Source organism: Acidiphilium sp., from assembly GCF_049977125.1.
Lineage (GTDB): Bacteria > Pseudomonadota > Alphaproteobacteria > Acetobacterales > Acetobacteraceae > Acidiphilium.
Window position 1 is genome coordinate 34,121 of the sequence record NZ_JBMFGY010000011.1, and the last position, 20,086, is coordinate 54,206.

Consider the following 20,086-nt stretch of genomic DNA (forward strand, 5'->3'; position numbering starts at 1 on the left):
CGGATGCGGATGGTCATGCGCCGTGTCGGTGGAGGCGCGATGGCGTGGAGACGGCTCCGGCGGTGAAGTTGGCCGGCGAGGCCCAAAAAAGGGCGGGGATCAGTCGCGCGTCTGTGGATTATCGAAGCGTGGCGAGCGCAGACGCGCGAACGCCGAGCGTAGCGCCTCGGCCAGATCCCGCCGTTCCGCCTCGCCGAGCGAAGTGCCGACGATGTGTCGCGCTTCGCGATTGACCACCGACAGGATCGGGTTGCTCCCGGCGTTTTCATCCAATTGCACGCGCAACCATCCCGGTGTCATGGTCACCACGCTTCGCTGCCCGCGCGGCGTGGTCCGCGTGATCGTCAAGTGTTCGTCGGTCAGCAGAATCACCTCGGAGGCTCGCGCGCCGCGCATATTCATCGCATACAGCACGATCGCCAGGATCAGATCGACGCCGTTGAATCCGATCACGGGGAGCGCACCCAGGAAATACATCAGGCTGGTCACCAGCAATGACCCGGCGGCCATGATGCTGAACACCACGAACATGCCGCGCCTTCCCATGCTCCGGTGCGGCGTCAACACCGCCTCGAAAATCGGCGGGGGCATGATTGCGGGTGCGCTCATATCGGACATATCCCCTTTTTCACACGTCTTGCCCCCACTGCAAGAGACAAACGCGGTCTTGCCAAAATATCCCGCACCGGACAGGTATCACCGATGCCCATCGCGCCTCGAACCGAAACGAAACAGAGCAAACCCCGGCGGATGAAACGGGCCGATATCGCCCCGTTTCTCATCGCGATCAGCCAGGATAACCCAACCCCGCAGACCGAACTGGTCTATTCCACACCATTCACGCTTCTCGTCGCCGTCGTTCTTTCCGCGCAGACGACGGATGTCGCGGTCAACAAAGCCACGCCAGGCCTGTTCGCCGAAGCGCCCGACGCCGCCGCGATGGCCGCGCTCGGCGCTGCCGGCATCGCGCGCCATATCCGTTCGATCGGTCTCTGGCAGGCCAAGGCGAAGAACGTCGCGGCCCTGTCCCATCTGTTGCTCGAACGCCACGCCGGGGTGGTTCCGGATGACCGTGACGCACTCGAAGCGCTGCCTGGCGTCGGCCGCAAGACCGCCAATGTCGTTCTCAACGAGGTGTTCGGCCACGCCACCATGGCCGTCGACACGCACATTTTTCGCCTTGGCAATCGCACCGGCCTCGCTCCGGGCGCCAATGTGCGCCAGGTGGAAGATGGCCTCGTCGCCCGCATCCCGAAAGCCATGCTCCGCCCCGCCCACCACTGGCTGATCCTGCATGGCCGCTACGTTTGCAAAGCCCGTAAACCCGAGTGCTGGCGCTGTCCGGGCGCGCAATGGTGCGTCTATCGCCCGAAGACTCTGTCAGAAGCAGAGCACATATAGGGTTTCCACCCTTCCGCCCGGCGGCCCGACGCCATATACCAGCCGCGATGCAACCAGAGCTCCCCTTCATCAAGATGCACGGTGCCGGCAACGATTTCGTCGTGCTCGATGCGCGCGCCGACACGATCGCGCTGAGCCGCGCGCAGGCGATGCTGATCGCGGACCGGCGGCGGGGGGTCGGGTGTGATCAGATCATTCTGATCGAACCATCGCCGACCGCTGATGCGTCGATGCGGATCCTTAATGCCGATGGCACGGAAGCGGGAGCGTGCGGGAACGCGACGCGCTGCGTTGCGGCGTTGCTTGCCGCTGAGACCGGGGCGCGGACGCTGACGATCCAGACCGCGGCGGGTCATCTGGCTGCTGTGATCAAAGGGCCCAATCTGGTCGAGATCGACATGGGCGCACCCGCGTTCGGCTGGCAGGAGATTCCGCTGCTGGAGCCGATGGATACGCTGAACTTGCGCCTTGCGCTCGGCCCGGTCGAAAACCCGGCCGGTTGCTCGATGGGCAATCCACATGCGACGTTTTTCATCGATGATTTCAAGCATTTGGCGCTCGATAGCCTTGGGCCCCGGCTGGAACAGGCGCGGATTTTTCCCGAGCGCGCCAATATCGGGTTTGCACGGATCGATGCGCCGGACCGGATCCGGCTGCGGGTGTGGGAGCGCGGGGCGGGGCTGACGCTGGCATGTGGGTCAGGGGCGTGTGCGGCGCTGGTCAATGCGCATCGCCGTGGCCTCACCGGTCGGCGCGCCGCGGTCGAGATGGATGGCGGGACGCTGACCATCACCTGGCGGGAGGACGACCACGTGCTGATGGAAGGCCCGGTCGCGTTGGTCTACGCCGGCACGCTGGCACCCGAATGGCTGCCGGCATGAGCGTGAACATTCTCACCTTCGGCTGCCGGCTCAATGCCTTCGAATCCGAGGTGATGCGCGGCCATGCCGAGGCGGCGGGGCTGAGCGATACCATCATTGTCAATACCTGCGCGGTGACGGCCGAGGCGGAACGCCAGGCGCGTCAGGCGGTGCGGCGGGCGCATCGGGACAACCCTGATGCCCGCATCGTCGTGACCGGATGCGCGGCGCAGATCGACCCGTTGGCGTGGAGCGGGATCGACGGTGTTTCGCGGGTGATCGGCAATGTCGAGAAGCTGACGCCGGCGGCCTGGGCGGTGGACGATGCGGTTCTGGTGGCTGATATCATGCAAGTGCGCCAAACCGCGGCGCATCTGATCGATGGGTTCGGCACGCGGGCGCGCGCCTTCATCGAAGTGCAGCAGGGGTGCGATCATCGCTGCACCTTCTGCATCATTCCCTATGGGCGCGGGCCATCCCGCTCGATTCCGATGGGGGCGATCGCGCAGCAGGTTCGTACATTGGTCGCCAACGGCTATCGGGAGGTGGTGCTGACCGGGGTGGATCTGACGTCTTATGGCGCCGATCTGCCGGGCGCGCCGAAACTGGGTCAGTTGGTGCGCCGCCTGCTGGCCGCGGTGCCCGAATTGCCGCGGTTGCGGCTGTCATCGATTGATCCGGCGGCGATCGATACCGATCTGTGGCATGCGATCGCGCATGAACCGCGGTTGATGCCGCATCTGCATCTGTCGGTGCAGGCGGGGTCGGACATGATCCTCAAACGGATGAAGCGGCGGCATCTGCGCCATCATGTGATCGAGGTGACCGATCGGGCGCGGGCGCTGCGGCCGGAGATCGCGTTCGGTGCCGATCTGATCGCCGGGTTTCCCACCGAGGATGCTGCGATGTTCAATGATAGCCTGCGTTTGATCGATGAGGCGGGGCTCGATTACCTGCACGTGTTTCCCTACAGCGCACGCAACGGCACGCCGGCGGCACGCATCCAAGCCTTACCGATGGCGGAGCGTCGGGCGCGGGCCGCCACGCTGCGCGCAGCCGGGTTGCGCCGGGCGGCGGCGCGTTATCGCTCGATGATCGGCGGCACGGTGACCGCGCTGGCTGAAAGCGCCACCGCTGGGCATTCCGAGACTTTCGCACCGGTGCGTTTCATGCGCGATTTCGAACCGGGCAGCTTGGTAACCGGGCGGATCACGGCGGCGGACGCGACCTCGGTCACACTGGAAATCGCCTGATGGCGCTTGGTTTTTTCTCCCGTCTCAAGGCCGGACTGACCCGCAGCACGACCAAGCTCACCACCGGGATCGCGGACACGTTCACCAAGCGCAAGCTCGATGATTTCGCGCTGGAGGAACTCGAGGAACTGCTGATCGCGGCTGATCTGGGTCCTGTTGTTGCGGCGCGGGTGATCCGCAGCTTCCGTCGCGCGCGTTTTGGGCAGGACGTTTCGCCTGGCGAAATTCGTGCCGCCCTGGCCGATGAAATCGCCAAAATCCTCGTCCCGGTCGCTCTGCCTCTTGTGATCGACGAGACCAGACATCCTTTCGTCATCCTGATGGTCGGGGTCAACGGCACCGGAAAGACCACAACGATCGGCAAGCTTGCCCAATTTTATGCCGACGCCGGGCAGAAACCCATGCTCGTCGCTGGCGATACATTCCGCGCCGCCGCCGTCGAGCAACTGCAGATCTGGGCCGAACGCGCCCATGTCCCCATTGTCACTGGCCCGCAAAATGCCGATCCGGCCGGCCTTGTGTTTGATGCCATGGTGCGCGCTGAGCGCGAGGAGGCCAAAATTCTGCTGATCGATACCGCCGGTCGCCTGCATAACAAAGCGGCCTTGATGGAAGAGTTGCGCAAGATCATCCGCGTGATCAAGAAACGCGACCCCACCGCACCCCACGCCGTCCTGTTGACGCTCGACGCCACCACCGGCCAGAACGCGCTCACCCAGGTCCAGACGTTCAGGGATATGGTCGATCTCACCGGATTGATCGTCACCAAACTCGACGGATCCGCCCGCGCTGGAGTGGTGGTGGCGCTCGCCGATTCCACAGGCCTGCCGATCCATGCCATCGGCGTCGGTGAGACCGCCGCAGATCTTCGACCTTTCGACGCGAAGGATTTTGCTCGCGCTCTCACCGGCGCGGAAGTCTGAGCCTGATCTTGCTCAAAGAGGCCGATGCCCGACGCGTGGGCCTGATTGGCCGAATTCACTGATCCAGCCTTCGGATCGAAAGCCGGCCGCTCATTTGCTGGTCTCCGGTCTGCTGTAGTCGGATCTGACGTCGTGAAACGGTCGTCAGAAATGGGTGGTTGGGAAGCTGCGGACCAAACTGCCACAGATGAGTTGCCACCCGTTTATGATCACGAAGAAGATCAGCTTGAACGGCAGCGAAACCGCGGTCGGCGGCAGCATCATCATCCCCAGACTCATCAAAATCGCCGACACGACGAGATCGATCACCATGAACGGCAGGTAGATCATGAACCCCATCTCGAAGCCGCGACGCAATTCTCCGACGACGAAACTGGGGATCAGCACGCGCCACGAGAGGGAATCGCGATGCGCTGGGATGGCGACATGCGCGATCGCGGAGAACATTCGAATATCCGGCGCTCTTGCATTCTGCGCCAGAAATGCATGAAACGGAACGGCGGCTTGACGAATGCCGGTCATTGTATCGACCGTCCCCTGCGTCATCGGTAATAAGCCAACGTGCCAAGCCTGATCGAATACAGGCTGCATCACGAAATACGTCAAGAACAGAGCCAACCCGATGAGCACCGTATTAGGCGGCATCGTCTGCATGCCAAGTGCCGTCCGTAGTATACTAAGTACAATGATGATCCGTGTGAAGGCGGTCAACATCACGAGCAAACTGGGAGCCAAAGCCATCAATCCAATGAACAGCACCAGCTGAATGAGTTTGGCTGTTTCCGGTGCGCCGCCATGTCCAAGATTGAGCGAAATAGACTGCGCGTGCGCAACCCCCATGGCTGCGAGAGTTCCCGAAATTACGCCCAGGGTCACGCGCATGCGACAAAATCGGTGTCCCGACATCAGATCATGTCCTCTGGTTCAGCTGCGGGCAATCGCAGGATCTGGTCGGATCGGCCGCCCGTCAGAACCGCAAATCGGTAACCACCGAGTTCGACCACTGAAAGTCGCCGGATGCGGTCGATCTGAACCATGTTTCGTGCGCTGGCGCTCCGTCCTCCTTGGCTACGCTGGCGCACCATCTGAGGCACGCCAAATCGTCGCGCCGCGTATGACAGTCCGACGATTACGCCGATCGTCATAATCAATGCGATCACCGCGTTAAGAACTGTTGGCTGCATCATGAGGTTTACCAATCTCTTCAAATCGTTTTATCGATGACGCACTGACATTGTTATCGCGCTCGGTACTGTGCTTCTTGTCGCATCGATGGGATAATGTCTCTAAATAGTTAATTTTCTATTACGAAAACTCCGCGGCACGACCTAAAAATATAACTCGGATTGTCGACCGTTTTTTTAGCAGATTGTTAACTTCTACTCGGTATGATCCGTTCATGATCGCGAGGACCCCATGACATCTGATCTGCTCAGCGTCGCTGCAAAGCGCATCTACTATCTTGATCAAACACAAAGCATCTTGGCACGTAACATCGCCAATCTTGATACGCCTGGCTATACACCCCAGGTTGCCGTTCCTTTCGCACGTACGCTCGACCATGCAGCGGGAGGGCCGCTGACGGTAACGAACGCGAGCGATATGCAGCCCGCGAATGACAGCGCCGTTGCTGGAGACGACGCAACCGTGACCCAGCGTGCGCCCGACGGCAACGCGGTCTCGCTCAATCAGGAACTCGCCGCAGTTGCCCGCACACAGATCAATCAGCAATATGCTGTGAATATTTACAAAACATATATCGGGATGTTCACAACTGCACTCGGTCCAAATCCGTAAAATATAGGAATACCAAAATGGAATTCGGCACATCACTCGCAATATCCGCGTCCGGAATCTCGGCGCAAAGCGCTCGGCTGCGCGTCATCGCGGAAAATCTAGCCAATGAAAACTCAACCGGTTCAACCCCAGGCAGCAATCCATATCGTCGGCAAACCATCACGTTTCGGGATGAATATAACCACAGTCTGAACACCGACCTCGTGCAGGTGGCTAATATCGGGCAGGATGAGACACCGTTTCCAACGAAATACGACCCATCAAACCCGGCAGCGAATGCCCAAGGTTATGTCAAACTACCGAATGTGAACAGTTTCGTCGAATTAATGGACATGCAGCAGGCCGAACGTTCATACGATGCCAATTTATCGGTGATGAATGCGACGCGTGGTATGCTGACCCGTACGTTGGATCTCATCTGATGTCGGGCAGTATAGCATCTATCCTGAAAGCGACGTCCGGTGCCGCCGCCTATCAACGAACGGCAGACTCGGCGTCTGGAGAGGGCGAGGACTTTTCCAAGTATTTCGCTAACATTGTTACAAGTGCCGTCAAACAAGGCGCTTCGACCGAGACGGTCGCGCAAAACGGCCTGATGGGCGGCGGCGATCTTACTCAGGTCGTAACTTCAGTGGCCCAGGCTCAGTTGGCTCTTCAAACAACCGTTGCCATCCGCGATCGACTCATCCAAGCGTATCAATCGATTATGAGCATGCCGATATGAGTTCATATTCCCGTTCACCCAAGATCGCGGTAAAGGGAAAATCTGATACGTCGGCCCTGGCATCCGGCATCGCATGGTCTCAATGTCATGGCTGATCCGTCCATCGCTATTGTTCTTCATCAAGCCCTGTATATCACCGCACGGCTTGCGGCGCCGCCACTGCTGGCATCACTCGCCACCGGGCTAGTCATTTCGATTTTGCAGGCTGTTACGCAAATAAATGAGCCAAGTCTCGTATTTCTGCCAAAAGTCGTCGCGATCACGGGTGTTCTATTTATGCTGGGCGGTTATTCAGTTACATTGCTGACTGAGTTTTCCAGAAGTATATTTTCGGCTATGATCCACGTAGGATAGTATCTTGGACTCTGCATTGGCAGGTTTCGTATTTGGATTTCTTATTGTCTTCGTGCGCATAAGCAGCGCTGTGATGCTTCTGCCTGGTTTCAGCGAAGCCAGTGTACCTCCGATGGTTCGAATTGGCCTGTCGCTGGCATTGACGTGCATCGTTGCTCCTTTGGTGGGGACAGATCTTCCACCAATGCCAACGGAACCGGCTTACGTGATCTTGCTGATACTCGAGCAGATCGTTATTGGTCTCACGATTGGATGGTTGACGACGACGATACTGACCACATTGCCAATGGCAGGTCAGGCGATCTCCTACCAAATCGGCCTATCCAGCGTCTTGTTGCCAAGCACTGAGCTGGGATCGAATAGTACACTAGTCTCAAGTGTATTTAATCTTATGGTCCCAGTTTTATTTTTTAGTTCAGCCCTGATTATATTTCCCATTTTGGCGCTAGTGAACTCTTTTCATCAAATTCCAGTCAATATCACAAGTCAATTTTCGAATACGAGTGATTTGGGTCTTATAATAAAAGTTATTATCAAGGCTGTTTCATTTGAGTTTTTGATTTCAACGCAAATTGCAGCGCCATTTCTTGTTATCGGTTTGATTTGGCAGGCTGGCCTTGGATTGATCGCCCGTGCCTCACCCCAACTCCAGATCTTTTTTGTTGCGGCACCGCTACAAATTCTGATCGGCCTGATTCTCTTGGCGCTTTTTCTTGGTCCTATCCTATCAATCTGGCATATTGCTTCAAGTCACATGCTCAGACATTACATTGAGTATTAAAAATAATATCATAATTTCACTAAATCATGTGTTGGCAACATAAAAATATAGACGGCAATCAGTTGTTGTCATAGCAAATAGAGTGGGAGTATATTTTGGCCGAAAAGGAGAGTCGAACCGAGGCCGCAACGCCGGCCAAATTAACAAAAGCTCAGTCAGAGGGCGACAGCGTTGTCTCCCGGGAGGTGACGACATTCGGTAGTTCGGCCGCCGCCGTTTTGATTTTTGTGGCTCTGATGCCCGCCATGGTTACACGATTGACGATCGCCCTTGCTGGCCTGATCGCTCACGCCGGTCAGGCGGATCAGCCAAGCACGGTTTTCCGAGCCATTTCACCCGTGCTGGTCGCAGCAGGCGACATTGTTATCCCGATCGGCCTACTTGTCAGTGTTGCTGCAATAGTATTAACGCTATTACAAACAGGATTTCAGTTTAAAAAGAAGGCAATTGGGCTCCATTTCGAGAGGTTAAGTCCCCTAGGTGGAATTTCTAATCTTTTTTCTTTGAGGCATACGATAACATCCTTACAATCAATTTTAAAAATTATCTTTATTGGTTCAGCGATTTACGTCATTATTGATCAGCATATCCATTCACTATTCCAACAGATCGTGCGTCCAGTTTCTTTACTTCCGGCGACGATCGAATCATCGTTCGTATCGGTTCTCATCGCCGGCGCGGCGACGCAAGCGGTGATTGCCGCCGCCGATTTCGTTTGGTCTCGCCGGCAATTTGCGACCCGCAACCAGATGTCGCATGAGGAGATCAAGGACGAACAAAAGGAAACGGATGGTAACCCCATCGTCAAGGCGAAGCTCAAGGCCCTGCGCGCGCTGCAGGCCAAACGCAATCTGCGCGCGGCGATGGCGCGTGCGACTGTCGTGGTTACCAACCCGACCCATTATGCAGTGGCCCTGGAATATCATGTGGGACAAACCCAGGCTCCCCGGGTTGTCGCCAAAGGCGCTGATCATCTGGCGGCAAAGATCAGGGAAATGGCGTTTGAACTCCGCGTGCCGATCGTGCCTAACCCGCCGCTCGCCCGGGCGCTTTTCATGATCGATGAAGATGCGGAAATCACGCCGGAGCATTACCGCGCCGTTGCGGAAGTAATCGCGTATATTTGGAAACTCGCCGAACGACGTGCCGTCGGAAATCAATCGTGACCGTCGTGACTATTGATTTCCAGAAGGGTCAGAAGTGCGGCCGCGCGCTCTGGCTCGGTTTTGGCCTCCAACAAGGCCTGTTTTTCAGCTGGCGTGAACGGGATTGCCATACAAAGGGTAACAATCAGGGCCGAATCCGAAATACCTTCAATCGCTTCCCAATTAGCATCGACACCGGTTGCCACGAAGTATCGATGCAACGAATCGAGCAGTTGATGCCGGTTAACCCCCGTTGCGGACTCTGACCCGAAGGTCTCAACATTGCCCAGGAAATCATGACGGAACTTGGTGATGTCGCCCTGGACACGCCGGTAACCGCGGCGCATTTCAGCCTCCTCGACGATACTGAACCTGACCAATCCGTGGAGCGTGATCAGATACCGTCCATCATCGGTTTCACTGAATGCGGTGATCCGGCCTAGGCACCCATGCCGATACAGTGCCGGACCATTTGAACCAGCCGGCGCATTGTGATCCGGCTGAATCATCCCCAGCATTCGACCGGCGCCCAATGCCTCGTCAACCATAGCAAGGTATCGCGGCTCGAAGATATTCAAAGGTAATCGCCCGCCTGGCAGCAGGAGCGCCCCGGTAAGCGGAAAGATCGGGAATATCTCCGGAATGCCCTCGATCCGCCCGATCCCAGATGTCATGCCCAGCGCCTTGGTCAACTGAAGAGCAACGTTGAAAGTTTTCGCCGTGCCGCCATGGTCTCGATTGCGTCTATTCCCCAGGCATCGAAAAACTTCAACAATTGCAGACGCGCCGCATCGTCGTTCCAACCCCGCTGTCGGCGCATGATGTCAAGCAACGCATCGGCCGCTCCTTCTCGATCACCTGCCGCATTCAGCGCATTCGCCAAAGCGTAACGGGCTTCGTGATCGTTGGGGTTGGCCGCTAGCTTCGCTTCGAGCGTGGTTTTTTCACCTGCCGCGGCGCGGCCTTCCTGTGCGATGAGGAGCGCGGTGCGCGCCGCCGCAATATCGGCGTGATCGGTTAGTTTGGCGGGTACTTCCGCCAATACCGCCGCGGCTTGATCGTCTTCGCCCAGGGCGATCAGGCTGCGCGCCAGCCCAACCCACGGTTCCGGACGCTCGGGGTCTTCGTTCAGGGCGGCGCCGAACAACTCAACGGCGTGCTGGTGATCCCCAGCGTCAGCGGCCTTACGCGCGTCGGCGATGGTGTCGGCCCCAGGCGCTGCGGAGCCGGCGAGTTTGAGCACTGAATCGACAAACCGGCGAACATCGCTCTCGGGCAGAGCCCCCTGAAACAGGTCGGCGATCTGCCCTTGCCAGAATGCCGCAACCGTCGGCACGGACTGCAAGGGCAAACCCAGGCTCGCCAGTTGCTGCACCAGTGCGCGGTTCTTGTCGATATCGATTTTGACCAACGCCACGCGCCCGCCCATCGAGCGCACGATTTTTTCGAGCGTTGGCGTCAATGTTTTGCACGGTCCGCACCAGGTTGCCCAAAAATCGACCAGCACCGGCCGTTCGCGCGAGGCCTCGACCACGTCGGTCATGAAACTGGCCTGGGTGCCGTCGATAATTACGGGCGCAGAGGCGCGGCTCGGCAGGCCAAGCTCCCGCTGGTCGGATTTCAGTTCAGGGATGTGATCCATGGTCGATGATCCGTTCATAGTTACCGTTACATGATAGCCAGACAGCGTCGTGCAAGCCAGAGCATGCCCGGTTTCGCTCTCAGTGCGCCGCCGCGTGCGGCCCCAGCCCAAGTTCGCACGCATGCGCGCAGCCGGATTCGTTCAGCTCGATCTGCACCGTCGCGTGGTCGATATCGAATTTTCGATGCATCGCCTCCACCAGCCGATCGATGAATTCGTCGCCCGGATGGCCGCCCGGCGTGACCACATGCACGCTCAGGGCCGTCTCGGTCGTGCTGATCGGCCAGATGTGCAGATCATGCACCGAGGCGACCTCGGGAAAATCCAGCACGAATGCCCGCACCCGCTCCGGAGCAATACCGCGCGGCACGGCGTCCATCACCATGCCGGTCGAATCGCGCAGTAACCCCCAGGTGCCGAACAGGATCATGCCGGCAATCGCGAGGCTGGCGATCGGGTCGAGCCGTTCCCAGCCCGTCAGCAGAATAACCGCACCGGCCAGCACCACGCCGAGCGATACCAAAGCATCGTAGAGCATATGCTGAAATGCGGCGCGAATGTTCAGATCCCCCTTGCGGCCGGACGCAAACAGCCAGGCGGAAACGCCGTTGACCGCAATGCCGACACCCGCGACGATCATCACGACGATTGTATCAACCGGTTGAGGCGCCACCAGCCGACGCACCGCCTCAACCGCGATCGCGCCGACCGACACAAGCAGAATCGTCGCATTGATCAGCGCCGCCAGGATCGTGCCGCGTCCCAGCCCATAGGAATAACGCGGTGTCGGCGCACGGCGGGCCAAAGTGGCGGCGATCCATGCCATCAACAGCCCGAGCACATCGCCCAGATTATGCCCGGCATCGGCAACCAGCGCCATCGAATGCGAGGCGATCCCCGCGATCACCTCAGCGATCACGAATCCGGCATTCAAACTGGCGCCGATCGCGAAGGCGCGACCGAAATCCGCCGGCGCGTGACTATGGCCTTGGTGTCCATGGTCATGCCCGTCATGGTCGTCGCCATGGTCCGAATGATCGTGTGGCATCGTGGGTCCCCGTTCCAAATTCAAGCTAGCGCAGATCGGGCATGAAATCGACAGCTCTCGTCACGCAACATAGTTACCCGGTGCCGCCGCTAGATTTCCGGTCGAAGCGCAATCCGCGGGATGCGAGTAATACAATGTCGCGGTGGTTTAACGCTTTACCACCCCCCCCGAAGTGGGCGAAACAACAATGCTCTGGGATCGCCCAGCGCTACAGGACCCGTTCGGCTTCACCAAGGAGAGTTTCATGCCCGGTCGCACACCGGACAAAGCCTGCGTCTGCGCCTTGATCGTCTCTGTGATGGCGATGTCCATGCCGTGCGCGCATGCCTTTGGCAACGAACCACCACCTCACGTGCCGGTCGCGATACCGCATGCGACAGCGTTTCGGTCCACGATCGAGGTCTCCGGCCAGATCGCCGCCGTGCAATCGGCCACTATCGCGGCGCAACGCGCCGGGGTCGTTCAGGCGGTGCTGTTCCGCTCAGGGGAAACCGTTGCAAAAGGGCAGATTCTGCTGCGTCTCGACGATGGGGTCGAGCAGGCCCAGGTGATGCTCGACCGTGCGAAACTTGATCAGGCTGACCGCACCCTGACGCGTGACCGCAAGCTGCGCTTGATTGCCGGCATCTCCGAAGCGCAGTTCGAGTCCGACCGGGCCACCGATGCCGAGGCCGCGGCGCAGCTCGCGCTCGATACCGCACGGGAGAACCGTCGTGTCATTCGCGCCCCCTTCGCCGGCATTCTGGGCATCCGGCGCGTCTCGACCGGCGATTACATCGGCGCGGGAGCCGCGGTCACCACGATCACCCAGACCAGCCCGCTGCGCGTATTGTTCGCGGTGCCGGAAACCGAGCTTGCTGGCGTCGGTTTCGGCGACGCGTTTCAATTCACCCTGCCCGATCAGGATCAATCCGACCACCAGGGCCGTATTCTCGCGCTCAGCCCGGCACTCAACGCCACCACGAGGGCGCGTATGGTTGAAGGCAGGGTCGCCAACGCCAGTGGCGCCCTTCTGCCCGGTGCGTTCGGCACCGTGACGATCGCGACCGGAACACCGGTCGCCGCCCTGCAACTCCCCGCCACGGCGATCGACTACGGCCCGCTCGGCAGTTTCATCTATGCGGTTCACCACCACGGCCGGGACTCGATGGTTCAGGCGGTGTATGTGAAAATCCTGTCGACGATTGGTGCTCACACAATCATCGCCGCGCACGGACTCCACCCACTCGACAGCGTGGTGGCGATCGGCGGCTTCAAACTGCACGATGGTGAAATCATCATCCCGGAGGGCGTGACGCCGCCCATCCAGGCGGGCGATGGTGAACCCGGCGCGAAATCATGACGCCCGAACCTGGCTGGACCAGCCCGTGGGCGCGACTCCTCAATCACCCGATCCTGGTCGGGCTGGGTGTGGCCGCCCTCATATTATTCGGGACCATCTCACTGCTTACCCTGCCGATCCGTCCGAGTCCGCCGATTCCGGCCAACCGGATCAAAATCGTCACGCGCTACCCCGGCGCCTCGGCCTCGGTGGTCAACCGCTTCGTCACCATCCCGACCGAAGCCAGCGTGGCCGCGGTCAACGGCGTGTCCTACGTGACCGGCACCTCGCGTGAGGGCAAATCAACCATCCGCGCCTATCTCGGCGGTGGTATCGATCCCAATACGGTCTATGCCGAGGTGCTCTCGGCGGTGAACGCCGCCCGCAACGATCTGCCAAGCGCTGCCCGACTGCCGGATGTCGCCCTGGTCGGACGGCAAAGTGCTAATCAAGAGCTCAATGTCGCGGCCCTGTTCGCGCCGGGTATTTCGGAAACCGCGGTGACCCGCTACCTGAAGACCGACGTGATCCCCCGACTCGAAACCGTGCCAAACATCGGCCCCGTCACGATCTTCGCGCCCGATCCGGCTATTCGGGTCGCGCTGGATCCGGCGCGGATGGCCGCCCTCGACGTCACCCCGGCGGACATCACCAATGCACTGACCAACGCCGCCAACCTCTCCGCCGCAGGATCGCTGCGCAACGACGCCGGGGTGATCCCGGTTGAAGCCCGTCCCGGCCTCGGTGCCATCAACGACTTCCAGCGCATTCCGGTCGTTACGCGTTCGGGCGTCACTATCCCGCTGTCCGCGGTCGCCGACGTCGCGCTCGGTCCGCCCTCCAACACGTTCGAAAACTGGTGGCAGGGTCGGCGCGCGGTTTATCTTGCGGCGGGTGTCGCGCCCGGCGGCAATATCATCGCGGTCTCGCGTGATTTCCGCCACATGCTCACGACCATCCGGAAAACGGCGCCACCCGGGCTGAAGCTCCCACTGATTTATGACGAGTCGATCAGTATTCTGCGCAGCTTGCGCGATCTCGGCGTCACCCTGCTGATCACCATCGCCCTCGTTGTGGTCATCGTGCGACTTTCACTCGGCACCACCCGCGCCGCCGCTGCTCCGTTCATGGCGATCGTGCTCTCCCTGCTCGGTACCGCGATCGTGATGCACGCGCTCGGGCAGAGCCTCAACCTGTTTACCATCATCGCCCTCGTCCTCGCGGTTGGACTTGTGGTCGATGATGCGATTGTTGTGGTCGAGGATATTTTCCGCCGGATCAACGAGGGTGAAACCCCGCTTGATGCCGCTTCCGCCAGCGTCACGAGACTGGCCCCGGTCCTTGCGGCCATTTCCTCCACCCTCGTCGTCGCCTTCCTGCCGCTGGTGTTCTTGCAAGGCCTTACCGCCGCCCTGTTCCGCCCCTTCGCGACCGTGCTGATCACCGCCTTTCTGCTCTCGCTGCTGATCGCACTGACCGTGGTCCCATTGATCGCGCTTTGGGCAGGCCGATACTCCACACGCGAGGCTGGAACCGGTCCGATCGACCGGCTGCGCACCCTTTACGCTCACCTCCTCGGCCCCAGCCTGCGTCATCCGGTCGTGGTTGTCGCCATCGCTGTCCTCCTCGCCGGCGTCAGCGGCTTTCTCTATACCCAGGCACCGCGCAATCTCACGCCCGCCGCGGATGGTCTCTCGGTCAACATTTTTGCCCAGGGCCCCTATGGTGCCTCGATCACCTACCTCAAGGCGCAATACCACCAGATCCAGGCGGTGCTCGACCGTCTCGAACCCGGGATGCCGGACTGGATGGTTGCCGATGAAAACGCCCATGGCCTGTTCGGCGGCTATACGTTCGACACGCCGGATGATGCGCTCCACGCCACCAAAATCCTCGGCGCCGCCCTCGGCAAACTCCCCGGCGTGCAAGCCTATGTCAATGAAAACAACGGCCTGCCCGGTCTCAACGGCCTGCCGATTGACGTGCTGATCTCCGGCCAGGCCAGCTATGGCAAACTCCTCGCGGTCGCCCAGAAAGTGATCGACGCGGGTTATGCCAGCGGCCAGTTCGACTTCCTTCAGGAATCGCCCGGCGCGAGCCAGCCACAATACGCCGTCTCGATTCGCCGTAACCTCGCAGCGGCGCTCGATGTGCCGACCAGCGCGATCGGCGATGCGCTGGCCGATTCCCTCTCGGGCGGCACGATCGGCCATGTCAGCCTCGGCCATACCACGCTCGATGTCATCCCCACCGGCCCGCGCAACACCACCCCCGCCGGCATCGGCACCTACACGGTGCAGACGACCAAAGGCGGCCTCGTTCCGCTCGCCGATGTCACCCGCATCGCGCTGCGCCAGGAACCCAACGCCATCGGCTCCTGGCAGGGGCTGCCGACCGTGACCATCCAGGGCCAGCCGAAACTCGGCGTTTCGCTGTCGGATGCGCTCGAAACCCTGAACAAGGGCTTCACCGCCCAGCATACCCTCGGTCTTTCATTCGGTTACGCCGGCCCCTCGGCCACCTTCCGCCGCTCGCAACATGAAAACAACCTGCTCTTCCTGATGGGTTTCGCCGGGCTGTTCTTCCTGCTCGCCGGCCAGTTCCGCAGCCTGCGCGACCCGTTCGTGGTGATCACCACCGTGCCGCTCGCCAGCCTCGGGCCGCTCACGCTCATCGCTCTGGGCGGTGCGACGCTCAATATCGTCACCGAAATCGCCCTCCTAGCGGTCTGGGGCCTGATCGCCCGGCAAGGCATCCTGTTCGTTCAGGTCGCTCATGAACGCGCCCGCGAAGGCCGCCCGATCGCCGAAGCGGCCAGCGACGCCGCCCGTCTGCGCTTCCGCCCGATCCTGATGATCACCCTCGCGCTGATCGGCGGCGCCGTCCCGCTCATGCTCGCCAATGGACCCCAGGCGGTCATCCGCTACGATATCGGCGCCATCCTCGCCACCGGCATGGCCTCCGGCTTCCTCCTGTCGCTGTTCGCCGTCCCCGCCATGTATTGCCTCGTGCACGGACGGCGGGGATGAGGAAGGTGCGCGAGACGGGGCGTTGCCCCGGACCCCAGCAGGGGGCTTTGCCCCCTGCACCCCCACTAAGGGCGGAGCCCTTAGAACCCGTCAGTTTCAGGCAGGAGGAGGGCGCGGCCTCGCATGCGGAGCGGCTTATGCCTCGACAGCCCTCCTCCTGCCTGAAACTAGTGGATTTTAAAGGCTCCGCCTTTAACCGGGATCCAAGGGGCAGAGCCCCTTGGTGGGGCGTGGGGCGAAGCCCCATCCTGCTCACCGCCCTTATCCTCGCCGGCTGTACCGTGCCGATCAAGCCGGTGGTGGTGGGGCCGGTGCCGGGTGGGTATGTCCGTGGGCAGGCGACGGCGGGGTCGGTGCTGGTGGGGGCATGGTGGCGCGGGTTTGGCGATCGGTCGTTGGATCGGCTGGTGGCGGCGGGGGAGGCGCGGTCGCCGAATGTGGCGGCGGCGGCGGCGCTCGTGGTGGTGGCGCAGGCGAATCGGGCGGCGGCGACCGGGGCGTTTTTGCCGCAGATCGGGTTCAATCCATCTGCGACGCGGCAGAAATATTCCGCGATTCCCTTCGGATTTCCACCGTTCACGATTTATCAGGTGAGTGGCACGCTCAACTATAATCCGGGGCTGTTCGGCGCGCGGGCGTATGCGTTCAGGAACGGGGCGGCGCTGGTGGCCTATCAGCGCGCCGAGGTCGAGGCGGCGCGGCTGACCGTTGCCGATGATCTCGTGGTGGCCGCGATCACCGAGGCGGGGTTGAACGCGCAGATCAGCACCGACCGGGCGATTGCCGCGAGCGAGAAGCGGCTGCTCGATCTGCTGACCGGCGAGTATGGGGCAGGGGCGATCGAACGTCTGACGGTGTTGCAACAACGGGCGCAATATCAGGCGACGATGTCCGCTCTGCCTGCCTTGCTGGCGGAGGCGGCGGCTGAGCGTCATGCGATGGCGGTGGACAGTGGTGTGGCTCCGTCAGATTTCACCGGGGACCATTATCGCCTCGCCGCGTTCACCGTGCCGCCAGATCTGCCGCCGGCGGTTCCTTCGGCGCTGGTCGCGGGTCGGCCGGATATCGTGGCAGCGCGAGCGCTGGTGGCGGCCGATCATGCTGCGGTCGGGCAGGCGGTTGCGGCGTTCTATCCCAGTCTGTCCCTGTCGGCGGAAGGCGGTTACAGCGCCGAGACGTTCAACACCCTGTTCAATCCCGGCGCCTCTTTGTGGACCCTGGCGGGTTCGCTACTCGCTCCGGTGTTCGATGGCGGGGTGCTGCGCGCGCATGAGCGAGCGGCACAGGCGATGCTTTCGAATGCGTTGGCGACGTATCGGGGGACGGTGTTGAGCGCGTTTCAACAGGTTGCGGACGGGTTGCGCAAAGTCGCGGCGGATCGGGCGTCGGTGCAGGAGAGCGATGCAGCGGCGGCGACGGCGGATCAGGCCTATACGCTAGCGGATCAGCAGTTCAAGCTGGGTGCGGCCGATTACAACACGGTGTTGACCGCCGAAATCACCTGGCGGCAATCCCAGCTTGCAGCGGTTCAGGCGCGGACGCAGCAATTGCTCGACGAAGCGGCGCTGCGTGCGGCGCTGGCGGGGGATAAGCCGGCGGCTCATTAGGCATTTCGGCGCGTTTCTGCTATAAAGTCGCGAATTACCCCGACCTTGGAGCACAATTCCGGCATGACCGATTCCGCCGACGCGACCCCTATGCCCACCCCTTCCGAACTGCCCCCCGAAGCCGGCACCGATGACGTTTACGACGCTGATTCGATTAGTGTGTTGCGCGGCCTCGATGCCGTGCGCAAGCGACCGGGCATGTATATCGGCGACACGGATGACGGTTCTGGCCTGCATCACATGGGTACCGAAATCATCGACAACGCGGTCGATGAGGCACAGGCAGGATTCTGCGACAAGGTCGATGTCGTGCTCAACGGCGACGGTTCGATGACCGTGACCGACAATGGCCGCGGCATCCCCACGGGGATTCACCATGAGGAAGGTATTTCCGCCGCCGAGGTCGTGCTCACGCGCCTGCACGCTGGCGGCAAGTTCAACCAGAATTCCTACAAAGTCTCCGGCGGTCTGCACGGTGTCGGTGCCGCCGTTGTAAACGCGCTATCGGAATGGATGGAAGTGAAAATCTGGCGCGACGGGCTGGAACATTTCATCCGTTTCGAGCACGGAAACGCGGTTGCGCCGCTGAAGATCGTTGGTCCGTCCGATCACCCGACCGGCACCGAGGTCAGCTTCAAACCCTCGTCGGGCACCTTTACCCATGTCGAATTCGACTACGCTATTTTCGAGCGCCGTCTGCGCGAACTCGCCTTCCTCAACTCCGGCCTGGCGATCAACCTGCGCGATGAACGCCACACCCCGGTGCAGGAGGCCAATTTCCTTTATCGCGGTGGGCTGATTGAATTCGTGAACTGGCTCGATCGCGCCAAAACCCCGATTTTTGCCCCCCCGATCACCGATTATAAAGTCGATGCGGTCGGCGGCATCCGCGTCGAATTCGCCCTGGCATGGAACGAGACCTATCACGAGACCATGCTGTGCTTCACCAACAACATCGTCCAGCGCGACGGCGGCACGCATCTGGCGGGGTTTCGCTCGGCGCTGACCCGGGTGGTTTCGAAAATCGCCGAATCCGTCAGCAAGAAGGACAATCTCTCGCTCAATGGCGAGGATATGCGCGAAGGCCTGACCGCCGTGCTCTCGGTCAAGGTGCCCGATCCGAAATTTTCCTCGCAGACCAAGGACAAGCTGGTCTCGTCCGAGGTTCAGCCGCTGGTTCAGGCCGCGGTGGCCGATGCGGTGGAGCATTGGTTCGAAACCCACCCGAAGGAAGGCCGCCTGATCGTCCAGAAAGTGATGGACGCGGCCTCCGCCCGCGAAGCCGCCCGCCGGGCGCGCGAACTCACCCGCCGCAAGGGCGTGCTGGATATTTCCACCCTGCCGGGCAAGCTTGCCGACTGCCAGGAACGCGACCCCGCGAAATCGGAGATTTTCATCGTCGAAGGGGATTCGGCAGGTGGTTCGGCCAAACAGGGGCGCGACCGCAAGACCCAGGCGATTCTGCCGTTGAAGGGCAAGATCCTGAATGTGGAGCGGGCGCGGTTCGACCGCATGCTCGGCTCGGCAGAAATCGGCACGCTGATCACGGCCCTCGGCACCGGCATCGGCCCGACCGAACCCGAACAGGGCGGCTTCGACGTTTCCAAACTCCGCTACCACCGCATCGTCATCATGACGGATGCGGATGTCGATGGCTCGCATATCCGCACGCTGTTGCTCACCTTCTTTTTCCGCCAGATGCGCGAACTGATCGAACGCGGCCATCTCTACATCGCCCAGCCGCCGCTCTACCGCGCCAAGCGCGGCAATGAGGAACGCTACCTCAAGGACGACGACGCGATGGAAGCCTATCTGTTCGAGCGCGCGCTAAATGAGGCGCGGATCGAAGGGGTCGATCTCGCGGCCGAGCTACCTTTCCTGCGCGAAGCCTCCCGCCGCATCACCGATCTCGCGCGCGACATGCCGGTCGCCTATATCGAACAGGCGGCCATTGTCGGCGTGCTCGGCGCCGAGCCTGGCCAGATGACCGACCGCGCGCCCATCCTTGCCGCCAGGCTCGATGCGATCTCGCCGCCCAACGAGCGCGGCTGGGTCGTCGCGGTCGATGCGGGGGGCATCATCATCGGCCGCACCGTGCGCGGCGTGGCCGAACGCTTCACCCTCGATCTCGCCGCCCTCCGCTCGACCGAGGCGCGCTGGCTGGCCGAACGCGCCGAGCGCCTCGCCGCGATGTTCACGAC

At 61.1% G+C, this 20,086-nt stretch carries 20 protein-coding genes; 14 read left to right on the plus strand and 6 right to left on the minus strand.

Annotation, left to right across the window (positions count from 1 at the left end; translation table 11 throughout):
* Positions 1 to 99: 99 nt before the first annotated feature.
* The gene (locus tag ACP5E6_RS03565; RefSeq protein ID WP_427951761.1) at positions 100 to 609 is read right to left on the minus strand and encodes a DUF2244 domain-containing protein; all 510 of its coding nucleotides are present in this window, start codon (positions 607 to 609) and stop codon (positions 100 to 102) included.
* Between the two features lie 141 nt (positions 610 to 750).
* Between ACP5E6_RS03565 and nth the strand changes: the two genes are divergently transcribed.
* The 4 genes from nth to ftsY are packed head-to-tail and all read left to right on the plus strand — an operon-like array spanning position 751 to position 4,437.
* Positions 751 to 1,401: an endonuclease III gene (gene nth / locus ACP5E6_RS03570; protein ID WP_427951764.1), complete on the plus strand. Its 651-nt coding sequence runs from the start codon at positions 751 to 753 to the stop codon at positions 1,399 to 1,401.
* A gap of 47 nt (positions 1,402 to 1,448) precedes the next feature.
* Positions 1,449 to 2,282: a diaminopimelate epimerase gene (gene dapF / locus ACP5E6_RS03575; protein ID WP_427951776.1), complete on the plus strand. Its 834-nt coding sequence runs from the start codon at positions 1,449 to 1,451 to the stop codon at positions 2,280 to 2,282.
* A complete protein-coding gene (gene mtaB / locus ACP5E6_RS03580; protein ID WP_427951779.1) occupies positions 2,279 to 3,514 on the plus strand; it encodes a tRNA (N(6)-L-threonylcarbamoyladenosine(37)-C(2))-methylthiotransferase MtaB in 1,236 nt (411 codons plus the stop codon). The genes dapF and mtaB overlap by 4 nt, the downstream gene beginning before the upstream one ends.
* On the plus strand, positions 3,514 to 4,437 hold the full coding sequence (gene ftsY, locus ACP5E6_RS03585; RefSeq protein WP_427951782.1) for a signal recognition particle-docking protein FtsY: 924 nt from the start codon (positions 3,514 to 3,516) through the stop codon (positions 4,435 to 4,437). Before mtaB ends, ftsY begins: the two co-directional genes overlap by 1 nt.
* A 144-nt stretch (positions 4,438 to 4,581) precedes the next feature.
* Here the strand turns inward: ftsY and fliP are convergent, their stop codons facing one another.
* Positions 4,582 to 5,319 carry a flagellar type III secretion system pore protein FliP gene (fliP, locus tag ACP5E6_RS03590; RefSeq protein ID WP_427951786.1) on the minus strand — a complete coding sequence of 246 codons (738 nt, stop codon included), beginning with the start codon at positions 5,317 to 5,319 and terminating at the stop codon, positions 4,582 to 4,584.
* A 23-nt stretch (positions 5,320 to 5,342) separates the two neighbouring features.
* On the minus strand, positions 5,343 to 5,636 hold the full coding sequence (locus ACP5E6_RS03595; RefSeq protein ID WP_427951788.1) for a hypothetical protein: 294 nt from the start codon (positions 5,634 to 5,636) through the stop codon (positions 5,343 to 5,345).
* 217 nt (positions 5,637 to 5,853) lie between these two features.
* Here ACP5E6_RS03595 and ACP5E6_RS03600 point away from each other — a divergent pair, with 217 nt between their 5' ends.
* The 6 genes from ACP5E6_RS03600 to ACP5E6_RS03625 all read left to right on the plus strand — a co-directional run bounded on the left by ACP5E6_RS03600 (position 5,854) and on the right by ACP5E6_RS03625 (position 9,259).
* Positions 5,854 to 6,234 carry a flagellar basal body rod protein FlgB gene (locus ACP5E6_RS03600; RefSeq protein WP_427951791.1) on the plus strand — a complete coding sequence of 127 codons (381 nt, stop codon included), beginning with the start codon at positions 5,854 to 5,856 and terminating at the stop codon, positions 6,232 to 6,234.
* Positions 6,235 to 6,251: 17 nt separating this feature from the next.
* A complete protein-coding gene (gene flgC, locus ACP5E6_RS03605) occupies positions 6,252 to 6,656 on the plus strand; it encodes a flagellar basal body rod protein FlgC (RefSeq protein WP_427951794.1) in 405 nt (134 codons plus the stop codon).
* Positions 6,656 to 6,958 (plus strand): flagellar hook-basal body complex protein FliE, encoded by a 303-nt coding sequence (locus ACP5E6_RS03610; RefSeq protein WP_427951797.1) that lies wholly within the window; start codon positions 6,656 to 6,658, stop codon positions 6,956 to 6,958. The genes flgC and ACP5E6_RS03610 overlap by 1 nt, the downstream gene beginning before the upstream one ends.
* Before the next feature lie 87 nt (positions 6,959 to 7,045).
* A complete protein-coding gene (locus tag ACP5E6_RS03615) occupies positions 7,046 to 7,312 on the plus strand; it encodes a flagellar biosynthetic protein FliQ (RefSeq protein WP_427951800.1) in 267 nt (88 codons plus the stop codon).
* A gap of 4 nt (positions 7,313 to 7,316) precedes the next feature.
* Positions 7,317 to 8,093 (plus strand): flagellar biosynthetic protein FliR, encoded by a 777-nt coding sequence (locus ACP5E6_RS03620; protein ID WP_427951803.1) that lies wholly within the window; start codon positions 7,317 to 7,319, stop codon positions 8,091 to 8,093.
* 95 nt (positions 8,094 to 8,188) lie between these two features.
* Positions 8,189 to 9,259 (plus strand): EscU/YscU/HrcU family type III secretion system export apparatus switch protein, encoded by a 1,071-nt coding sequence (locus tag ACP5E6_RS03625; protein ID WP_427951806.1) that lies wholly within the window; start codon positions 8,189 to 8,191, stop codon positions 9,257 to 9,259.
* Here ACP5E6_RS03625 and ACP5E6_RS03630 read toward each other — a convergent pair.
* The 3 genes from ACP5E6_RS03630 to ACP5E6_RS03640 all read right to left on the minus strand — a co-directional run bounded on the left by ACP5E6_RS03630 (position 9,250) and on the right by ACP5E6_RS03640 (position 11,928).
* Entirely contained in the window at positions 9,250 to 9,912 is a 663-nt protein-coding gene (locus ACP5E6_RS03630) for an LON peptidase substrate-binding domain-containing protein (RefSeq protein ID WP_427951823.1), read from the minus strand. The two genes, ACP5E6_RS03625 and ACP5E6_RS03630, sit on opposite strands and share 10 nt — an antisense overlap.
* 14 nt (positions 9,913 to 9,926) lie before the next feature.
* Entirely contained in the window at positions 9,927 to 10,880 is a 954-nt protein-coding gene (locus tag ACP5E6_RS03635; RefSeq protein WP_427951808.1) for a tetratricopeptide repeat protein, read from the minus strand.
* Between the two features lie 79 nt (positions 10,881 to 10,959).
* A complete protein-coding gene (locus ACP5E6_RS03640) occupies positions 10,960 to 11,928 on the minus strand; it encodes a cation diffusion facilitator family transporter (RefSeq protein ID WP_427951810.1) in 969 nt (322 codons plus the stop codon).
* A 187-nt stretch (positions 11,929 to 12,115) separates the two neighbouring features.
* Here ACP5E6_RS03640 and ACP5E6_RS03645 point away from each other — a divergent pair, with 187 nt between their 5' ends.
* The 4 genes from ACP5E6_RS03645 to ACP5E6_RS03660 form a co-directional block, all read left to right on the plus strand.
* On the plus strand, positions 12,116 to 13,270 hold the full coding sequence (locus ACP5E6_RS03645) for an efflux RND transporter periplasmic adaptor subunit (RefSeq protein WP_427951813.1): 1,155 nt from the start codon (positions 12,116 to 12,118) through the stop codon (positions 13,268 to 13,270).
* Complete coding sequence (locus tag ACP5E6_RS03650; protein ID WP_427951815.1) at positions 13,267 to 16,278, plus strand: efflux RND transporter permease subunit; 3,012 nt, start codon at positions 13,267 to 13,269, stop codon at positions 16,276 to 16,278. The genes ACP5E6_RS03645 and ACP5E6_RS03650 overlap by 4 nt, the downstream gene beginning before the upstream one ends.
* A gap of 230 nt (positions 16,279 to 16,508) precedes the next feature.
* Positions 16,509 to 17,885: an efflux transporter outer membrane subunit gene (locus ACP5E6_RS03655; RefSeq protein WP_427951818.1), complete on the plus strand. Its 1,377-nt coding sequence runs from the start codon at positions 16,509 to 16,511 to the stop codon at positions 17,883 to 17,885.
* Between the two features lie 90 nt (positions 17,886 to 17,975).
* Positions 17,976 to 20,086: DNA gyrase subunit B (locus ACP5E6_RS03660; protein WP_427951825.1), on the plus strand; the 2,111-nt coding region annotated here is incomplete at its 3' end.

Bases quoted from the DNA above. Each gene is read 5' to 3' on its own strand.
- ACP5E6_RS03565 (WP_427951761.1), bottom strand. From the start codon at position 609: ATGAGCGCACCCGCAATCATGCCCCCGCCGATTTTCGAGGCGGTGTTG.
- nth (WP_427951764.1), top strand. From the start codon at position 751: ATGAAACGGGCCGATATCGCCCCGTTTCTCATCGCGATCAGCCAGGAT.
- dapF (WP_427951776.1), top strand. From the start codon at position 1,449: ATGCAACCAGAGCTCCCCTTCATCAAGATGCACGGTGCCGGCAACGAT.
- mtaB (WP_427951779.1), top strand. From the start codon at position 2,279: ATGAGCGTGAACATTCTCACCTTCGGCTGCCGGCTCAATGCCTTCGAA.
- ftsY (WP_427951782.1), top strand. From the start codon at position 3,514: ATGGCGCTTGGTTTTTTCTCCCGTCTCAAGGCCGGACTGACCCGCAGC.
- fliP (WP_427951786.1), bottom strand. From the start codon at position 5,319: ATGCGCGTGACCCTGGGCGTAATTTCGGGAACTCTCGCAGCCATGGGG.
- ACP5E6_RS03600 (WP_427951791.1), top strand. From the start codon at position 5,854: ATGACATCTGATCTGCTCAGCGTCGCTGCAAAGCGCATCTACTATCTT.
- flgC (WP_427951794.1), top strand. From the start codon at position 6,252: ATGGAATTCGGCACATCACTCGCAATATCCGCGTCCGGAATCTCGGCG.
- ACP5E6_RS03610 (WP_427951797.1), top strand. From the start codon at position 6,656: ATGTCGGGCAGTATAGCATCTATCCTGAAAGCGACGTCCGGTGCCGCC.
- ACP5E6_RS03615 (WP_427951800.1), top strand. From the start codon at position 7,046: ATGGCTGATCCGTCCATCGCTATTGTTCTTCATCAAGCCCTGTATATC.
- ACP5E6_RS03630 (WP_427951823.1), bottom strand. From the start codon at position 9,912: ATGACATCTGGGATCGGGCGGATCGAGGGCATTCCGGAGATATTCCCG.
- ACP5E6_RS03635 (WP_427951808.1), bottom strand. From the start codon at position 10,880: ATGGATCACATCCCTGAACTGAAATCCGACCAGCGGGAGCTTGGCCTG.
- ACP5E6_RS03640 (WP_427951810.1), bottom strand. From the start codon at position 11,928: ATGCCACACGATCATTCGGACCATGGCGACGACCATGACGGGCATGAC.
- ACP5E6_RS03645 (WP_427951813.1), top strand. From the start codon at position 12,116: ATGCTCTGGGATCGCCCAGCGCTACAGGACCCGTTCGGCTTCACCAAG.
- ACP5E6_RS03650 (WP_427951815.1), top strand. From the start codon at position 13,267: ATGACGCCCGAACCTGGCTGGACCAGCCCGTGGGCGCGACTCCTCAAT.